The sequence below is a fragment of the Streptomyces sp. NPDC001663 genome (assembly GCF_042893105.1).
Taxonomy (GTDB): domain Bacteria; phylum Actinomycetota; class Actinomycetes; order Streptomycetales; family Streptomycetaceae; genus Streptomyces.
This window is the reverse complement of record NZ_JBIAUR010000004.1, coordinates 412,183-427,554: the sequence shown is the minus strand read 5'-3', so window position 1 is coordinate 427,554 and position 15,372 is coordinate 412,183. Positions and strand designations below refer to the sequence as shown.

9 protein-coding genes are annotated in these 15,372 nt (G+C 67.8%); 7 read left to right on the top strand and 2 right to left on the bottom strand.

What is annotated here, in order from left to right:
• Window position 1: 1 nt before the first annotated feature.
• Genes ACFY1L_RS15790 through ACFY1L_RS15780 form a run of 3 tightly spaced genes read left to right on the top strand, consistent with a single transcriptional unit; the run spans window position 2 to window position 4,352 of the window.
• Window positions 2-1,657, top strand: a complete 1,656-nt coding sequence (locus ACFY1L_RS15790) for an extracellular solute-binding protein (protein ID WP_388823605.1) — start codon at window positions 2-4, stop codon at window positions 1,655-1,657.
• Window positions 1,654-2,343, top strand: coding sequence for a hypothetical protein (locus ACFY1L_RS15785; RefSeq protein ID WP_388823603.1), 690 nt, complete (start codon window positions 1,654-1,656; stop codon window positions 2,341-2,343). The genes ACFY1L_RS15790 and ACFY1L_RS15785 overlap by 4 nt, the downstream gene beginning before the upstream one ends.
• The gene (locus ACFY1L_RS15780) at window positions 2,340-4,352 is read left to right on the top strand and encodes a beta-galactosidase (protein WP_388823601.1); all 2,013 of its coding nucleotides are present in this window, start codon (window positions 2,340-2,342) and stop codon (window positions 4,350-4,352) included. The genes ACFY1L_RS15785 and ACFY1L_RS15780 overlap by 4 nt, the downstream gene beginning before the upstream one ends.
• A 21-nt stretch (window positions 4,353-4,373) precedes the next feature.
• Here the strand turns inward: ACFY1L_RS15780 and ACFY1L_RS15775 are convergent, their stop codons facing one another.
• Entirely contained in the window at window positions 4,374-6,347 is a 1,974-nt protein-coding gene (locus tag ACFY1L_RS15775) for an alpha-glucuronidase (protein WP_388823599.1), read from the bottom strand.
• A gap of 20 nt (window positions 6,348-6,367) precedes the next feature.
• On the bottom strand, window positions 6,368-10,168 hold the full coding sequence (locus ACFY1L_RS15770) for a GH92 family glycosyl hydrolase (RefSeq protein WP_388823597.1): 3,801 nt from the start codon (window positions 10,166-10,168) through the stop codon (window positions 6,368-6,370).
• Window positions 10,169-10,535: 367 nt separating this feature from the next.
• Between ACFY1L_RS15770 and ngcE the strand changes: the two genes are divergently transcribed.
• From ngcE to ACFY1L_RS15750, 4 genes are all read left to right on the top strand, one after another.
• Entirely contained in the window at window positions 10,536-11,981 is a 1,446-nt protein-coding gene (gene ngcE, locus ACFY1L_RS15765; protein ID WP_388823595.1) for an N-acetylglucosamine/diacetylchitobiose ABC transporter substrate-binding protein, read from the top strand.
• A 67-nt stretch (window positions 11,982-12,048) separates the two neighbouring features.
• Window positions 12,049-12,984 carry a carbohydrate ABC transporter permease gene (locus tag ACFY1L_RS15760; protein WP_388823593.1) on the top strand — a complete coding sequence of 312 codons (936 nt, stop codon included), beginning with the start codon at window positions 12,049-12,051 and terminating at the stop codon, window positions 12,982-12,984.
• A 15-nt stretch (window positions 12,985-12,999) separates the two neighbouring features.
• Window positions 13,000-13,935, top strand: a complete 936-nt coding sequence (locus ACFY1L_RS15755) for a carbohydrate ABC transporter permease (protein WP_388823591.1) — start codon at window positions 13,000-13,002, stop codon at window positions 13,933-13,935.
• A gap of 211 nt (window positions 13,936-14,146) precedes the next feature.
• The gene (locus ACFY1L_RS15750; RefSeq protein WP_388823589.1) at window positions 14,147-15,346 is read left to right on the top strand and encodes an ROK family transcriptional regulator; all 1,200 of its coding nucleotides are present in this window, start codon (window positions 14,147-14,149) and stop codon (window positions 15,344-15,346) included.
• Window positions 15,347-15,372: the final 26 nt, after the last annotated feature.

Genomic DNA, 15,372 nt, shown 5'->3' with positions numbered 1-15,372 from the left:
CGTGCAGAACCAAGGACAGCTGTCGCGGCGTCAGATCCTGGCGGCCGCCGGCTTCATCGGCCTCGCCACCCTCACCGGCTGCGGCAGCGGCGACGACGGAGGTGATTCCAAGGATCTCTCCAAGAAGCAGAACGGCGCGATGAAGGAGTACCGCGCCGGCCGGCAGTTCAAGGCGGCGAAGCCGATGTCCTTCTCGATGCTGCACAACGACAACCCGGTCTACCCCCTCAAGGGCAGCTGGCTGTTCTGGAAGGAGGTCACCAAGCGCACCGGGATCACCGTCAAGCCCCTCGACGTCCCGCTCGCGGACTACGAGAAGAAGCGCAGCGTCCTCATCGGCGCGGGCGACGCCCCCTTCCTGATCCCCAAGACGTACCACCCCTCCGAGGTCGCCTTCGTCTCGTCCGGCGCGATCCTCCCGGTCAGCGACTACGCGCACCTGATGCCCAACTACGGGGCCAAGGTGAAGAAGTGGAAGCTCGAGCCCGAGCTCGACTCCATCCGCCAGTCCGACGGCAAGTACTACCTGCTGCCCGGACTGCACGAGAAGCCCAAGGCCGGCTACTCGCTGTCCTTCCGCACGGACGTCCTCGACAAGCACGGCCTGAGCCTGCCGACCACCTGGGACGAGGTGTACGACGTCCTGAAGGCGCTCAAGGCGGAGTACCCCGACAAGTACCCCTGGACCGACCGCTGGAGCACCAACACCCCGTTCCCGTGCGGCGCGTTGTTCAGCTACCTCGGCCAGGCGTACGGGGTCAGGGCCGGCTGGTCGTACGACAACATCAGCTTCGACACCAAGGCGAAGAAGTTCGTCTTCACCGCCGCGCAGGACGACTACCGCGCGATGGTCGAGTACCTGAGAAGGCTCGTCGCCGAGAAGCTGCTCGACCCGGAGAGCTTCACCCAGCAGGACGACCAGGCCGTGCAGAAGCTGCTGGCCGAGAAGTCGTACGTGATCAGCGCCAATCCGCAGGAGCTGGTGCAGAACTACCGCTACAACCTGCAAAAGCAGGTCAAGGGCGCGAAGATCGAGATGGTGCCGGTGCCCCTCGGACCGGCCGGCCCCGTCGTGCTCAGCGGCATCCGGCTGGAGAACGGCATCATGGTCTCCAGCAAGGCCCTGGGGAGCGACACCTTCGTCGCGCTCATGCAGTTCGTGGACTGGCTCTGGTACGCGGACGAGGGCCAGGAGTTCTGCAAGTGGGGCGTCAAGGGCGTCACTTACACCAAGTCCGGCGACACCTACGAGCTGGAGCCCGGCATCTCCCTCATGGGTTCCGACCCGGACGCCCCCAAGGACCTCCAGAAGGACTTCGGGTTCTTCAACGGCGTCTTCACCTACGGCGGCAGCTGGAAGCTGGTCTCCTCCTCCTTCGGCCCGGACGAGAAGAAGTTCCAGGAGGTTATGTCCCAGCGCGAGCAGCTGCCCGTCGACCCGGCACACCCGCTGCAGTCCGCGGAGCAGGAGCAGGCGACGCTCTGGGACACCCCGCTCAAGGACCACGCCATCCAGAACACCCTCAAGTTCGTCCTCGGCAAGCGCCCGATGTCCGAATGGGGTTCCTACATCACCGAGTTGAAGGCCAAGAACATGCAGCAGCTCGTGGACCTCCACAACAAGGCGTACGAGCGCTTCAGGAAGGAGAACGGGTGAGCAGCGCCCCCGCGGCCGCCGCCTCCTTCGGCGACGGCCCCCTCTCCCGCGCCGCAGCCCTGGTCCACACGCTGGTCACCGTCGAGGTTCTGCTGCTCGCGGCGGCCTCACCGGGCCTGGCGGTGCTGTTCCTCCTGGGGCCCGAGCCCTCCAACCTCCCCCTGGCCGCCGTATCCCTGCTCCCGCTCGGTCCGGCCCTGTCCGCCGCGCTGTACGCCCTCCACCACCGCGCCCGCGACCTCACCGACCTGCACCCGGCCCGTACCTTCGCGCGTGGCTGGCGGCTCAACGCGCTCCCGGTCCTGAAACTCTGGACGCCCCTGCTCGCCTGGCTCACCGTGATCGCGTTCACGCTCACCCACTTCTCGGCGACGGGCCTGCCCGGCTGGTGGGCGCTGCTGCTCGCAGCGATCGGCCTCGCCTCCCTCCTCTGGGGCGCCCACGCCCTCGTCCTGACCTCCCTCTTCACCTTCCGCGCCCGCGACACCGTGCGCCTGGCCGGGTACTTCCTGTTCCGGCACGGCCGGGCCACCCTCGCCGCGGCCTCCCTGCTCGTCCTGTCCGCCGCCGGAACCGCCCTGCTGACCGAGGCCCTGCCCGCGCTGCTGGCCGCCCCGCTGCTGCTCTCCCTGCTGCACGGCAGCCGCCCGGTGATCGCCGAGACCCAGGAGGACTTCACCGCATGACCGCGCCCCGCACCCCGAAGATCCCGTACGGCGGCGACCACAACCCCGAGCAGTGGCCCGAGGACGTCTGGGACGAGGACCACCGTCTGTTCACCCAGGCCGGCATCGACACCCTCACCGTCGGCGTCTTCTCCTGGTCCCTCACCCAACCCGCCGAGGACACCTACGACTTCACGGTCCTCGACCGCATCCTCGACCGGGCGGCGGCGGAGAACAGAAACGTCTGCCTGGCCACCGGAACCGCGGCCCTCCCGCCCTGGCTCGCCAAGAAGTACCCCGAGGTCAACCGCACCGACTTCGAGGGCCGCCGCCACCGCTACGGCCAGCGCCACAACTTCTGCCCGAGCTCACCCGCGTACCGCCGCCTGTCGACCGCGATGGCGGCCCGCCTCGCCGAACGGTATGCGGACCACCCTGCGTTGCTCGCCTGGCACATCAACAACGAGTACGGCGGCGCCTGTTACTGCGACCAGTGCGCCGAGGCCTTCCGGGACTGGCTGCGGCACAAGTACGTCACCCTCGACGCCCTCAACGACGCCTGGTGCACCACCTTCTGGTCGCACCGCTACACCGACTTCGCCGAGATCGAACCCCCGAACGCCCTAACCGAGCACTGGCGCGGCCCCGACCACACCGCCTTCCAGGGCACCACCCTCGACTACTTCCGCTTCACCACCGACGCCCTGCTCGGCTGCTTCCTCGCCGAGAAGGAGGCGATCCGCCGGCACGACCCCGAGACGCCGGTCACCACCAACTTCATGGGCCTGTTCCGCCCCCTCGACCACCACCGCTGGGCGCCCCACCTGGACTTCGCCTCCTGGGACAACTACCCGCCCCTGGACGCCCCGCCGACCCGCCCCGCCCTCGCCCACGACCTGATGAGGGGGCTCAAGGACGGCGCCCCTTTCTGGCTGATGGAACAGACCCCGTCGACGACGGCCTGCCGTGACGTCAACCCGCTCAGACGCCCCGGCGAACTCCGCCTCACCACCTTCCAGGCGATCGCCCACGGCGCCGACGCGGCCCTGTACTTCCAGCTGCGCGCCTCGCGCGGAGCCTGCGAGAAGTACCACGGGGCGGTCATCGGCCACGCGGGCCGGGACGACACCCGCGTGTTCCGCGAAGTGGCCGACCTGGGAGGGGAGTTGGAGCTCCTCGGCCCCGCGACCCTCGGCGCCCGCACCCCCGCCCGCACCGCCCTGCTCTTCGACTGGGACAGCTGGTGGGCCCTGGAGATCTCCGACGGCCCGTCCCGGCTGGTCAAGTACCCGGACGTGGTCCACAGCTACTACCGAGCCGCCCGCGAGGCCGGCGCCGACGTGGACGTCGTACCGCAGACCGCCGACCTCACCCCCTACGACGTGGTCCTCGCCCCCGTCCTGCACATGGTCAAGGGCGGCCTCGCCGGCCGCCTCGAGGCGGTGGCCGCACGGGGCGGCACGGTCCTGACCACCTTCCTCTCCGGCCGGGTCGACGAACACGACCGCGCGTTCCTCACCGACGTCCCGGGCCCGCTCGCCGACCTGATGGGCATCCGGGTCGACGAATGGGACGCCCGCCCACCGGAGTTCGTGCAGTCCGTCCCCGAACTGGAGGCAGCGGCCCGGCTCGTCTTCGAGATCGTGCTGCCGCGCGGCGCGGAAACCATCGCCACATACGGCACCGACTTCTACGCGGGCACCCCGGCGGTGACCAGACACGAGTACGGGGAGGGCGAGGCCTGGTACGTCGCCACGGCGCTGGACCAGCCGGGCGTCGACCATGTCGTACGCCGCATCCTCACCCGGCACGGACTGCTCGGCCCGTACGCGGACCACCCCACCGTGGAGACCGCGCACCGCGTCGCCCCGGACGGCACCCGTCTCCTCTTCCTCCTCAACCACGCCCAGGAACCGGCCCAGTTGACGGCGCACGCGACGGCGACCGACCTCCTGACCGGCAAGCAGATCGAGGCGCGGGACCAGCTCGCCCTCGACCCGCTGGGCGTCGCGGTCCTGCGCGTTCAGTAGACGACCTTCAATGGACGACCTTCAGTAGATCAACCGCCCCTGCGCATCCGGCACCCCGGACTTCCGGAAGAAGTAACTGTTGATCTGATCGCGCCACTCGCGGGCACTCCGGAGCTGCTCCTCGTACCGCTCCGCCACCCGCGCGTGGCGCCCCGGCTCCACCAGACCGGCCAGCGAGGCCCACACCTCCACGGCCTCCTCCACCTCCGCCACGCCCTCGAAGTGCGTGTCGTAGATGTGCTGGATCACGGTCTTCCCGCTCTTCAGCACGTGCCCGTACGGCACATGGTGGAAGAACAGCAGCAGTTCGTCCGGGCACGTCTCCGGCGACTCGTACACCTCGGCCCACGGCTTGGCGTACTGCCCCGCGTACCCGGTCCCGCTCGCCACGCTCCGGTCGACGCCGATGCCGTCCCGGTCGGCGAAGTGGTAGGTCCCCCAAGGGCTGTACTCGTAGCCGTCGACGCTCGGCCCGTAGTGATGCCCCGGCTGCACCATGAAACCCACCCCGAGCGGTGCGGTGTACTTCTCGTACGTCCGCCACGAGCCGTCGAGCACGGAGTGCAGTCCGTCGATCAGCCGCTGCGGAGCGGACGGGAAGGTGAGCCCGATCCACTCGTCGAGGATCCCGGCCGGATCCGCCTGCGGCTGCCAGGCGAGCCGCCCGAAGGTGTAGAGGTTGGCCTGGGCGAGCGGATGCCCGGTCCAGAACGGGTCGTCGCCCACGTTGGAGACGGCCACCAACTCCTCGAGGGGCAGGCCCTCTTCGGAACCGAACCGCAGCACCTCGCTCCACATCGGCCCCAGCCAGCACACGTGCTGTTGCTGCCCGGTGTACTCCTGGGTGGCCTGAAGCTCCACCGCGAGCCTGGTATGTGACATGGCACTGATCAGCGGCGAGACCGGCTCCCGCACCTGGAAGTCCATCGGCCCGTGCTTCACCTGGAGCACCGCGTTCGGTGCGAACTCCCCGTCCAGCGGCAGGAAATGGTCGTACGCGGCCCGCGCCCGGTCGGTCGTCCGGTCCCGCCAGTCCTGGCGGTGGTCGTAGACGAAGGCCCGCCAGTGCACGGTGCCGACGTGCGGGGCGAGCGCGGCGGCGAGCATGTTCGCACCGTCCGCGTGACTGCGGCCGTACGTGAAAGGTCCCGGTTGACCCTCCGAGTCGGCCTTCACGACGTATCCGCCGAAGTCGGGGACGGCCTGGTACACCTGCGCGGTCGTCTCCGCCCACCACTCCCGCACGCGATCGTCGAGTGGATCGGCACCCGCCAGTCCGCCGAGAACCATCGGCGCGGCGAAGGTCACCGACAGGTGGGTGCGGATCCCGTACTGCCTCAACACCTGGGCGACGTCCGCGACTTCGTCGATGCGGTCGGTCAGCAGACGGGCCTCGGTCTCGTGCACGTTGACGTTGTTCACCGCCACGGCGTTGATCCCGCACGCCGCCAGCAACCTGCCGTAGGCCAGCACACGGTCCAGGTCCCAGCGTGCGCGCCCTTCCTCCCAGAACAGCGACCCGCCGGCGTAGCCCCGCTCGACCTGGCCCATGACCGGGTGCACGGCCACGTTGTCCCAGTGGTCCAGCATCCGCAGTGCCAGCGCCGGGCGGTGTGTCTCGCGAGGCCGCTCCTCGCGGAACGCGGCCTCGCCGAGCCGCACGACGTGGAACAGCCCGTACAGCAGGCCGCGTTGGCCCGAGGAGGTGACCGTGGTACGGCCGTGACCGCGCTCGTACGTGAACGCCTCGGACGAGTCCTCGCCCGGCGTCAGCTCCAGCACCAGGTCGAACGGCCCGGGGGACGCGTCACGCTCGACGCGTCCCCCGAACCGTGCGCAGGCCTCCGCCACGTTCTGGTGCGCTGTGCGCGCCAGGGGGCCCCATCCGCGGATCAGCGTCCGCCGGCTGCCGATCGGCCGGAAGGCCTCGTCCGGCAGCCAGGCCGGATCGACACCCTCGGGACCCTCCGGCAGGACGGGCACGGGAAGCGGCATGGGACCCCCAACTCGGCTGTTCAGGCGAGCAGTTCGACCTCCGAGACGACCGCCTCGCCATCCAGCACCAGACGGTACTTCCCGTACGTACCCGGGGACCCCACGGTGAACGCCCGTGTCTGCTTGTCCCACGCGAAGGACTCGCCGGAGCGCTTGTCGAGGGTCTTCCAGGTGGTCCCGTCGTCCGAGCCCTGGAGCGTCCAGCCGGTCGGTGCCTTCGTGTGGTCGCCCGACGAAGTCACCGTGTACTGGAGCCCCTTGACCGGACCGGAGACCGGCAGGTCCACGGAGGTCACCGTCGCGTCCGTCGCCGACGTGTTGTCGAACAGCGGGCCTTCACCCTTCAGCACGTCCGACCGCGGCGTCGGCACCTTGTCGTCCTGGGTGATCGACACGGGCGCCGCGTTCTTGCCGGTGCCCCACGACGAGGGCTTCGACCCCATGTCGAAGTCCAGGACCCCACCCTTCTCGAGCAGCGAGTGGGGGAGGGAAGTCGACGTCCACGTACGGCCGTTGACCCTCAGCCCCTGCACGTACACGTTCTTGGTGCTGTTGTTCGGCGCCCTGACGACCAGGTCCTCGCCGTTCTCCAGATGGACCGTCGCCTTCTTGAACAGCGGCGATCCGATGGCGTATTCGCCGCTGCCCATCACCAGCGGGTAGAAGCCGAGCGCGGAGAAGAGATACCAGGCCGACTGCTCGCCGTTGTCCTCGTCGCCGTGGTAGCCCTGCCCGATCTCGCTGCCGGTGTAGAGCCGCGAGAGCACCTCGCGGACGTTCTTCTGCGCCTTGTACGGCTGCCCGGCCGCGTCGTACATGTAGATCACATGGTGCGCGACCTGGTTGGAGTGCCCGTACATGCCCAGCCGGACGTCCCGCGCCTCCGTCATCTCGTGGATGACACCGCCGTACGAGCCGACGAAGTCGGGCGAGGCCGTCTCGGGGGTGGCGAAGTACTCGTCCAGCTTGTCCGCGAGCTTGCCTCGGCCGCCGTACAGGTTGCCGAGGCCCCGGCTGTCCTGCGGGGCGGTGAAGGCGTAGCCCCAGCCGTTGGTCTCCGTGTAGTCGTAACCCCACACCCGCGGGTCGTACTTGGCGGAGTCCACGCGCCAGTCGCCCTTGTCGTCCTTCCCCTGGAAGAAACCGGCCTTGGAATCGAAGAGATTCACATAGTCCTGGGCCCGGTTGAGGAAGTACTCCGACTCCTCCTTGTAGTGCTTCTTGCCCGTCTTCTTGTAGAGCGCCTGGCCCATCTTCGCGATGCCGTAGTCGTTGTTGTAGCCCTCCATCGCCCACGACAGGCCCTCGTGCGTGTCGGTGCTGGTGTAGCCGAGGAACGGGGACGTCGACATCCCCTTGCGGCCCACACCGGACGCCGGGGGCACGACCGTCGCGTTCTTCAGGGCCGCGTCGTACGCCGCCTTCGCGTCGAAGTCCACGCCCTTGACGTACGCGTCCGCGAATGCCACGTCCGACGAGGTGCCGGTCATCAGGTCCGCGTAACCGGGGGAGGACCAGCGCGAGGTCCAGCCGCCGTCCTTGTACTGCTGCACGAACCCGTCGACCATCTCGCCCGCCTGAGAGGGCGTCAGGAAGGAGTACGCCGGCCAGGTCGTCCGATAGGTGTCCCAGAAGCCGTTGTTGACGTACACCTTGCCGTCCACGATCTTCGCACCGGTGTGCGTCGGGGTGTCCGGGCCCGGCATCGGCGAGAACGGGGAGGCGTACTGGTACTTCGAACCCACCTTCTCGAAACCGGAGTTGGGGTACAGGTACAGCCGGTACATGCTGGAGTACAGCGTCGTCAGCTGGTCCGGCGTCGCGCCCTCGACCTCGACCTTGCCGAGCAGCTTGTCCCAGGTGCGCTGGGCGCGGTTCTTGACCGTGTCGAAGGACGTGCCGTCCGGGATCTCCTGGCGGAGGTTGTCCTTGGCCTGGTCGACGCTGATCAGCGAGGTGGCGAGCCGGAGGGTGACCGTGTGGTCGTCACCCGCGTCGAAGCGCAGGAACCCCTTGACCCCGCTCGACGACCCGTCCGTCACGGGCTTGTCGAAGACGCCGTAGACGAAGAGCCGGGTCGCGCCCGTCGACAGCCCGGACTTCACGTCCGAGTAGCCGGTGACGATGCCGTTCTCCTTGTCGAGCGTGAGCCCCGCCTGCTCCGTCACGTTGTCGAACACGACGCTCGCGTCGTCGCCGGGATACGTGAACCGGAGCGCCGCCGCATGGTCGGTCGGCGTCATCTCGGCCTTCAGGCCGTTCTCGAACCGCACCCCGTAGTAGTACGGCCGCGCGGTCTCGTTCTCGTGCCGGAACGCCAGCTCACGCGCCTCCCGCCCGGTGGCCGGCGTACCGGACGCGGCGGACGGCATCACCTGGAAGGTCTGCCGGTCACCCATCCACGGGCTCGGCTCGTGGCTCGCGCTGAACGCCTGGATCGTCGGCAGGTTGTCGTCGTTGTTCGCACGCGCGTAGTCGTACAGCCAGCTCAGCGAGGACGCGTTGGTCACCGGCGTCCAGAAGTTGAAGCCGTGCGGCACGGCGGTCGCGGGGAAGTTGTTGCCGCGCGAGAAGCTGCCGCTGGAGTTGGTGCCGCGGGTCGTGAGCGCGTAGTCGGAGAGATGGGCCTTCGGCTTCTCGGGCGCCACCCGCCTGAGATCGATGTCGTCCAGCCAGCCGCGGAACTTCGCCGGGCCCTTCGGCGAGTCGTACGCCACCAGGATCCGGTCGACCGTCTTCCCGGCCGCGACCGACCCGATCCGCGAGACCACGCTGTTCCACTGGTTGACGTAGAGGACCTTCGAGGCGCCCTGCCCCTGCGGCGACAGCGCGAAGCCGTGCTGGTCCGTCGCGCCCAGGTTGCTCAGATGGCTGCCGTCCGTGAAGGCCAGATCCACCGACACGTTCGTGGCGTCGTAGTCGCGGTCCCCGTCGGCCATCGACGGGAAGATCCGGTACGACAGCTCGGTGTCCCGGCCGACCGACACGTTCACGTCGAAGACCTTGTTGTACGAGTACGCCCGTCCGTCGACGGTGTGCCGTCCGGCGTAACGCAGGGCCCTCTTTCCGGTGAACCCGGCGCCCGCCTTCGCGGTGGGCGATCCGGCCGGGCCGCGGTCGACCAGCGACAGCATGTCCTGCGGGACCGGACCGCCGCTGCCGCCCGTGGAGAACTGCACGTCGGCCAGCTGCAGGATGTCGGCGCCGTGGTTCTTGGTGATGTCGAGCCGGAAGTGCTGGTACTCGGCCGGCTCGGCGAGGTCGTACGACTTCGTCTGGAACCGCTCGGAGAAGGACTCGCCGGAGCGGGAGTCGACGGTCTTCCAGTCCTTGCCGTCCGTGGAGCCCTGCAGGGTCCAGTCCGCGGGGTCGCGCTCGGCGAAGTCGTTGGCCGAGGTGAGTGCGTACGTCACCAGCTTGACGGGCTTGTCCAGGTCGAACTCGACCCAGCCGGTGGGCTCGAAGGTCAGCCACTTGGTGACGGACTCGCCGTCGACGAGGTTCTCCTTCACCTCGCCGCCGTCCGTGTTCTCGGCGCTCGCCCGCACGTCCGTGACGTGGTCGGTGACGTTGCCCGGGATGCCCGTGCTGTAGCCGCCGTCGACGCCCGAGGCCCGCTTGGAGCCGTCAGCTGCGGTGTCGACGGTGTTGAGCCAGTCGGGCGCCGGGTCACCCGCCTCGAAGGAGGAGGCGAACCCCCGGTCGGCCTTGGACGGTGCGTCGGGCAGGGCGACCGCCGCCCCCTGCGAGCCCACCGCCATGACAAAGGCGGCCGTGATCACGACCGCCGGACCCCATCTGTGCCGAGCTCTGTGCCGCATACGCCAGCACCCTCCCTGCGCTCACTGGACAACGTTGTCAACTTCGACGCGCAAGGACCAGTAGTGGGTCAAGTGGCCAGTGGTGTCAAGGGTGTTGACTGTGGCATTCGGGGCCTATGTCGCGGATTTTTCCGGCAAGGTGGCCACAGGCGACTCATATTTCCGCGAGGTCTCAACTCGGAAAAGACCCGTGACCCACTTTGCATTCGATCTTGCTCCGTTGGCGGGAAGTGGACTATACCTGTCGGCGAATCACCCGATCCGTACTTTGCTGTCCGCACTTCCTGCACGACCCTGCTTGACCTGACCGCGGTGCCGGGAGGATCCGGTTCACCGCCTGAGTCCTGGAGAAGGCGAGGACTTGAGCATGGGATCCACTTCCGCCGAGAACAACGGCAGCGCGGGCGTCGGCCGCCGCGATCTGATCAAGCGTTCGGCCGCACTCGGCTTGATCTCCGTACCTGCGATGAGCTTCCTGTCGGCGTGTGCCAGTGGCGGCGGCGACGACAACTCGAGCGACAACAACCAGGGCAAGACGTCCAAGTCGAACCCCTTCGGTGTCGAGAAGAACGGCAAGCTCGACGTCGTCATCTTCAAGGGCGGCTACGGCGACGACTACGCCAAGGCGTGGGAGGCGAACTTCAAGACGAAGCTCGGCATCACCTCCACCCACACCGGCACCCAGGAGATCACCGGAAAGCTCCAGCCCCGCTTCAACGCGGGCAACCCGCCGGACATCGTGGACGACTCCGGCGCCCAGCAGATCAAGGTCGACGTCCTGTACAAGAACGGCCAGTTGCTGGACCTTGCACCCGTGCTCGACGCGCCCTCCGTGGACGACCCGAGCAAGAAGGTCCGGGACATGATCATCCCCGGCACCCTCGACGCGGGTATGCAGGAGGGCAAGATCGTCGCCCTCAACTACATCTACACCGTGTGGGGTCTGTGGTACTCCGGCAAGCTCTTCAAGGAGAAGGGCTGGGAGGAGCCCAAGACCTGGGCCGACTTCATCAAGGTCTGTCAGGCGGCCAAGAAGGACGGCATCGGCGGTCTCGCCCACCAGGGCAAGTACCCGTACTACATCAACGTCGCCATCATGGACCTCATCGCCAAGACGGGCGGTCTGGACGCGATGAAGGCGATCGACAACCTCGACCCCAAGGCGTTCGTCGGCTCCGACGCGGCGCAGGCCGGTGTCGAGGCCATCTACGAGGTCGTGGAGAAGGGCCTGTTGATGCCCGGCACCAACGGCCTCACCCACACCGAGTCGCAGACCCGCTGGAACCAGTACAAGGCCGCCTTCATCACCTGCGGCTCCTGGCTGGAGAACGAGCAGCTCAAGCAGACCCCGTCGGACTTCGACATGAAGTTCATGCCGATGCCCCTGCTGCCGGACAGCAAGCTGCCCTTCGAGGCGATCCGGGCCGGTTCCGGAGAGCCCTTCATCATCCCGGCGAAGGCCAAGAACCTGCCTGGCGCAAAGGAGTTCATGCGGCGCATGCTCTCCAAGGAGTGGTCGACGCTCTTCGCCAAGGAAGCCAACTCCCTCACCATCCTCAAGGACGGCGTCGACCCGAGCGTGAAGCTGCGCCCGGGCACCCAGTCCACCGTCGAGGCCTCCAAGGCGGCCGGCGACAACACCTTCCGTTTCCTGTACACCGAGTGGTACAGCGAGATGGGTGCCGCCCTCGAGGCCGCGTCCAACGAGCTGATGGCCAAGCGCATCCAGCCGAAGGAGTGGCTGAAGCGGGCTCAGGCCGCGGTCGACAAGCAGGCGAAGGACCCGGCCTCCAAGAAGAACCACCGGGACTGACCGCAACGCCGTTTCCCGGGCCGGAGAAATCCGGCCCGGGGGAGGACACCAGGGGCAGGAAACGCCAATGCGCAAAGGGCAGTACAGGTTTGTCGCGGGATTTCTGTTTGTTCCCGTGGCGCTCTATCTGATCTTCGTGATCTGGCCGTACATCCAGACGTTCGGCTATTCGCTGACCGACTGGAAGGGCCAGTCGCAGACCTTCAAGTTCGTCGGCCTCGACAACTATCGGGCGTTGTTCCAGGACGACGTCTTCATGCAGGCCATCTGGCACAACATCCTGTTCCTGATCTTCATTCCGGTGATCACGATCCTGCTGGCGATGTTTTTCGCCTTCATGGTGAACGCGGGCGGACGCAGCAAGGCCGGCGGAGTTCAGGGCGTCGCCGGATCCAAGTTCTACAAAATCATCTACTTCTTCCCGCAGGTGTTGTCGCTGGCGATCGTCGCGGTGCTGTTCAACGCGGTGTACCGCAGTGACGGCGGCGGCCTGCTCAACGGTTTCCTGATCAAACTCGGCCTGGTCAGTGCCGACAACCCCGTGGAATGGCTGAACGAGCCCGACATGGTGCTGTGGGCGCTGATCATCGCCGTGGTCTGGCACGGCGTCGGCTTCTACCTGGTGCTGTTCTCGGCCGCCATGCAGTCCATCCCGAGGGACATCTACGAGGCCGCCCTCATCGACGGCGCGAGCCGCAACCAGTCCTTCTTCCGCATCACCCTGCCGCTGCTGTGGGACACCGTGCAGACCGCCTGGGTGTACCTGGGCATCGTCGCGATGGACATGTTCGTCCTGGTCTCCTCGATGACCCAGAACATGGGCGCCTACGGCGGCGGCCCGGACCACCACAGCGACGTGATGTCGACGGTGATGATGCGCAACTTCCAATACTTCGGCAAGAGCGGATACGCCTGCGCCATGGGCGTCGTCATGCTGCTGCTCACCCTGGTCCTGTCCGTGGTCATGCTGCGCGCCACCCGCCGCGACCGCGTCGAGTTCTGAGCGGGAGATACGACGATGAGCGCACCTCTCAAGGAGACCGCCGCCCAGGGCGGCACCGTTCCGCCCCAGCCGCGCGTCGCCAGGACACCGGCCCGCCCCGGCGACCAGCGCAGCGAGGGCGTCGTACTGAACGTCTTCTCGCACGGCTTCCTCGCCCTGTGGGCCCTGCTGATCGTGCTGCCACTGCTGTGGCTGGTGCTGAGCTCCTTCAAGACGGACGCCCAGATCGGCGGTTCGGCCTTCGGCTGGCCGGAGAACTGGACCTTCGACGTCTTCCACCGCGCCTGGAACAAGGGCATCGGGGACTACTTCCTGAACACGGTCATCGTGCTGGTCTTCTCCGTGCCGCTGACCATGCTGTTCGGCTCGATGGCCGCGTACGTGCTGGCCCGGTACCAGTTCTGGGGCAACCGGCTGCTGTACTACTTCTTCGTCGCCGGCGCGATGTTCCCCGTGTTCCTGGCCCTGGTCCCGCTGTTCTTCATGGTCAAGCGGCTGGACATGCTGAACACCTACCAGGGCCTGATCCTGGTGTACGTCGCCTACTCGATGCCGTTCACGGTGTTCTTCATGCACGCCTTCTTCCGGACCCTGCCGACGGCGGTCTTCGAGGCGGCGATCCTCGACGGCGCCTCGCACACCCGGACCTTCTTCCAGGTGATGCTGCCGATGGCGAAGCCGGGCCTGATCAGCGTCGGGATCTTCAACACCCTGGGCCAGTGGAACCAGTTCATCCTGCCGACCGTGCTGATGCAGCCGCAGAGCGGCAGCGACCCCGAGCGGTACGTCCTCACCCAGGGGCTCATCCAGCTGCAACAGCAGCAGGGCTACGCCTCCGACCTGCCCGTGCTCTTCGCGGGCGTGACCATCGCGATGATCCCCATGCTGGTGGTCTATCTGTCCTTCCAGCGCCAGGTGCAGGCGGGCCTGACGTCGGCGACCCTGAAGTGACCCCCGGCCGTAGGTAGCCCTCCGCAGCCGCCCGTACGCGCGCCGCTCCCGAGCCCGGGGAGCGGCGCGCACGCGTGTTCGCTTATGTGTCCAAGGACCCGGAAACGGTTCAACCTCTTGACGGGAGGCAACCCGAACGGCTCAGCTTAGAGTTCACTAGTTGGACATAGACGGGGCCTCATTGAAGCGGTCCCGCGCGCAGGAGGTCGTCGTGGAGACTCCGGGGTCGCAGTCGTCACTGCACCGAGCCAACCTGGAGCGGGTCGTACGTGCCGTGCGACTGGCCGGGTCCCTCACGCAGGCGGAGATCGCGAGGACCACGGGCCTGTCCGCGGCGACGGTCTCCAACATCGTCCGCGAGCTCAAGGACGGCGGAACGGTCGAGGTCACGCCCACTTCGGCGGGCGGCCGCCGGGCCCGCAGCGTCAGCCTCAGCGGCGACGCCGGCATCGTCATCGGCGTCGACTTCGGGCACACGCACCTGCGCGTCGCCGTCGGCAACCTCGCCCACCAGGTGCTGGCCGAGGAGTCCGAGCCACTGGACGTGGACGCCTCCTCGACACAGGGCTTCGACCGGGCGGAAGAGCTGGTCAATCGCCTGATTGCGGCAACGGGCGTCGATCGTTCCAAGATCGCCGGGGTGGGCCTCGGCGTGCCCGGCCCGATCGACGTGGAGTCGGGCACCCTGGGCTCGACCGCGATCCTGCCGGGCTGGACCGGCACCAAGCCCGCCGAGGAGCTGCGGGGGCGGCTCGGCGTGCCCGTGCACGTGGACAACGACGCCAACCTCGGTGCCCTGGGCGAGCTGGTCTGGGGCAGCGGCCGGGGGGTCAGGGACCTGGCGTACATCAAGGTCGCGAGCGGTGTCGGCGCCGGTCTGGTGATCAACGGCAAGATCTACCGGGGTCCCGGCGGCACCGCAGGCGAAATCGGACATATTACACTCGATGAATCCGGTCCCGTCTGCCGCTGCGGGAATCGCGGATGCCTGGAAACCTTTGCGGCAGCGCGCTATGTGCTCCCGTTGCTCCAGTCGAGCCACGGCACCGACCTCACGATGGAAGGCGTCGTGCGGCTGGCCAGGGACGGAGACCCGGGCTGTCGTCGGGTGATCGCCGACGTCGGCCGCCACATCGGCAGTGGAGTCGCCAATCTCTGCAATTTGCTGAACCCGAGCCGAGTGGTCCTGGGCGGTGATCTCGCCGAGGCCGGTGAGCTGGTGCTCGGGCCGATCAGGGAGTCCGTCGGCCGCTACGCCATTCCCAGCGCGGCGCGCCAACTGTCCGTTCTCCCGGGGGCACTTGGGGGCCGTGCGGAGGTGCTCGGAGCGCTCGCTCTCGCGCTGAGCGAGATGGGCGATTCGACCCTTTTGGACGGCACGCTCGCTACCGCGACGCCTGCCTTCACTTAGAGAACGGATGGCACCGTTGCCATCTC

Excerpts from the sequence above, each read along its gene's own strand:
- ngcE (WP_388823595.1), top strand. The coding sequence starts at position 10,536 with ATGGGATCCACTTCCGCCGAGAACAACGGCAGCGCGGGCGTCGGCCGC.
- ACFY1L_RS15775 (WP_388823599.1), bottom strand. The coding sequence starts at position 6,347 with ATGCCGCTTCCCGTGCCCGTCCTGCCGGAGGGTCCCGAGGGTGTCGAT.
- ACFY1L_RS15760 (WP_388823593.1), top strand. The coding sequence starts at position 12,049 with ATGCGCAAAGGGCAGTACAGGTTTGTCGCGGGATTTCTGTTTGTTCCC.
- ACFY1L_RS15770 (WP_388823597.1), bottom strand. The coding sequence starts at position 10,168 with ATGCGGCACAGAGCTCGGCACAGATGGGGTCCGGCGGTCGTGATCACG.
- ACFY1L_RS15755 (WP_388823591.1), top strand. The coding sequence starts at position 13,000 with ATGAGCGCACCTCTCAAGGAGACCGCCGCCCAGGGCGGCACCGTTCCG.
- ACFY1L_RS15780 (WP_388823601.1), top strand. The coding sequence starts at position 2,340 with ATGACCGCGCCCCGCACCCCGAAGATCCCGTACGGCGGCGACCACAAC.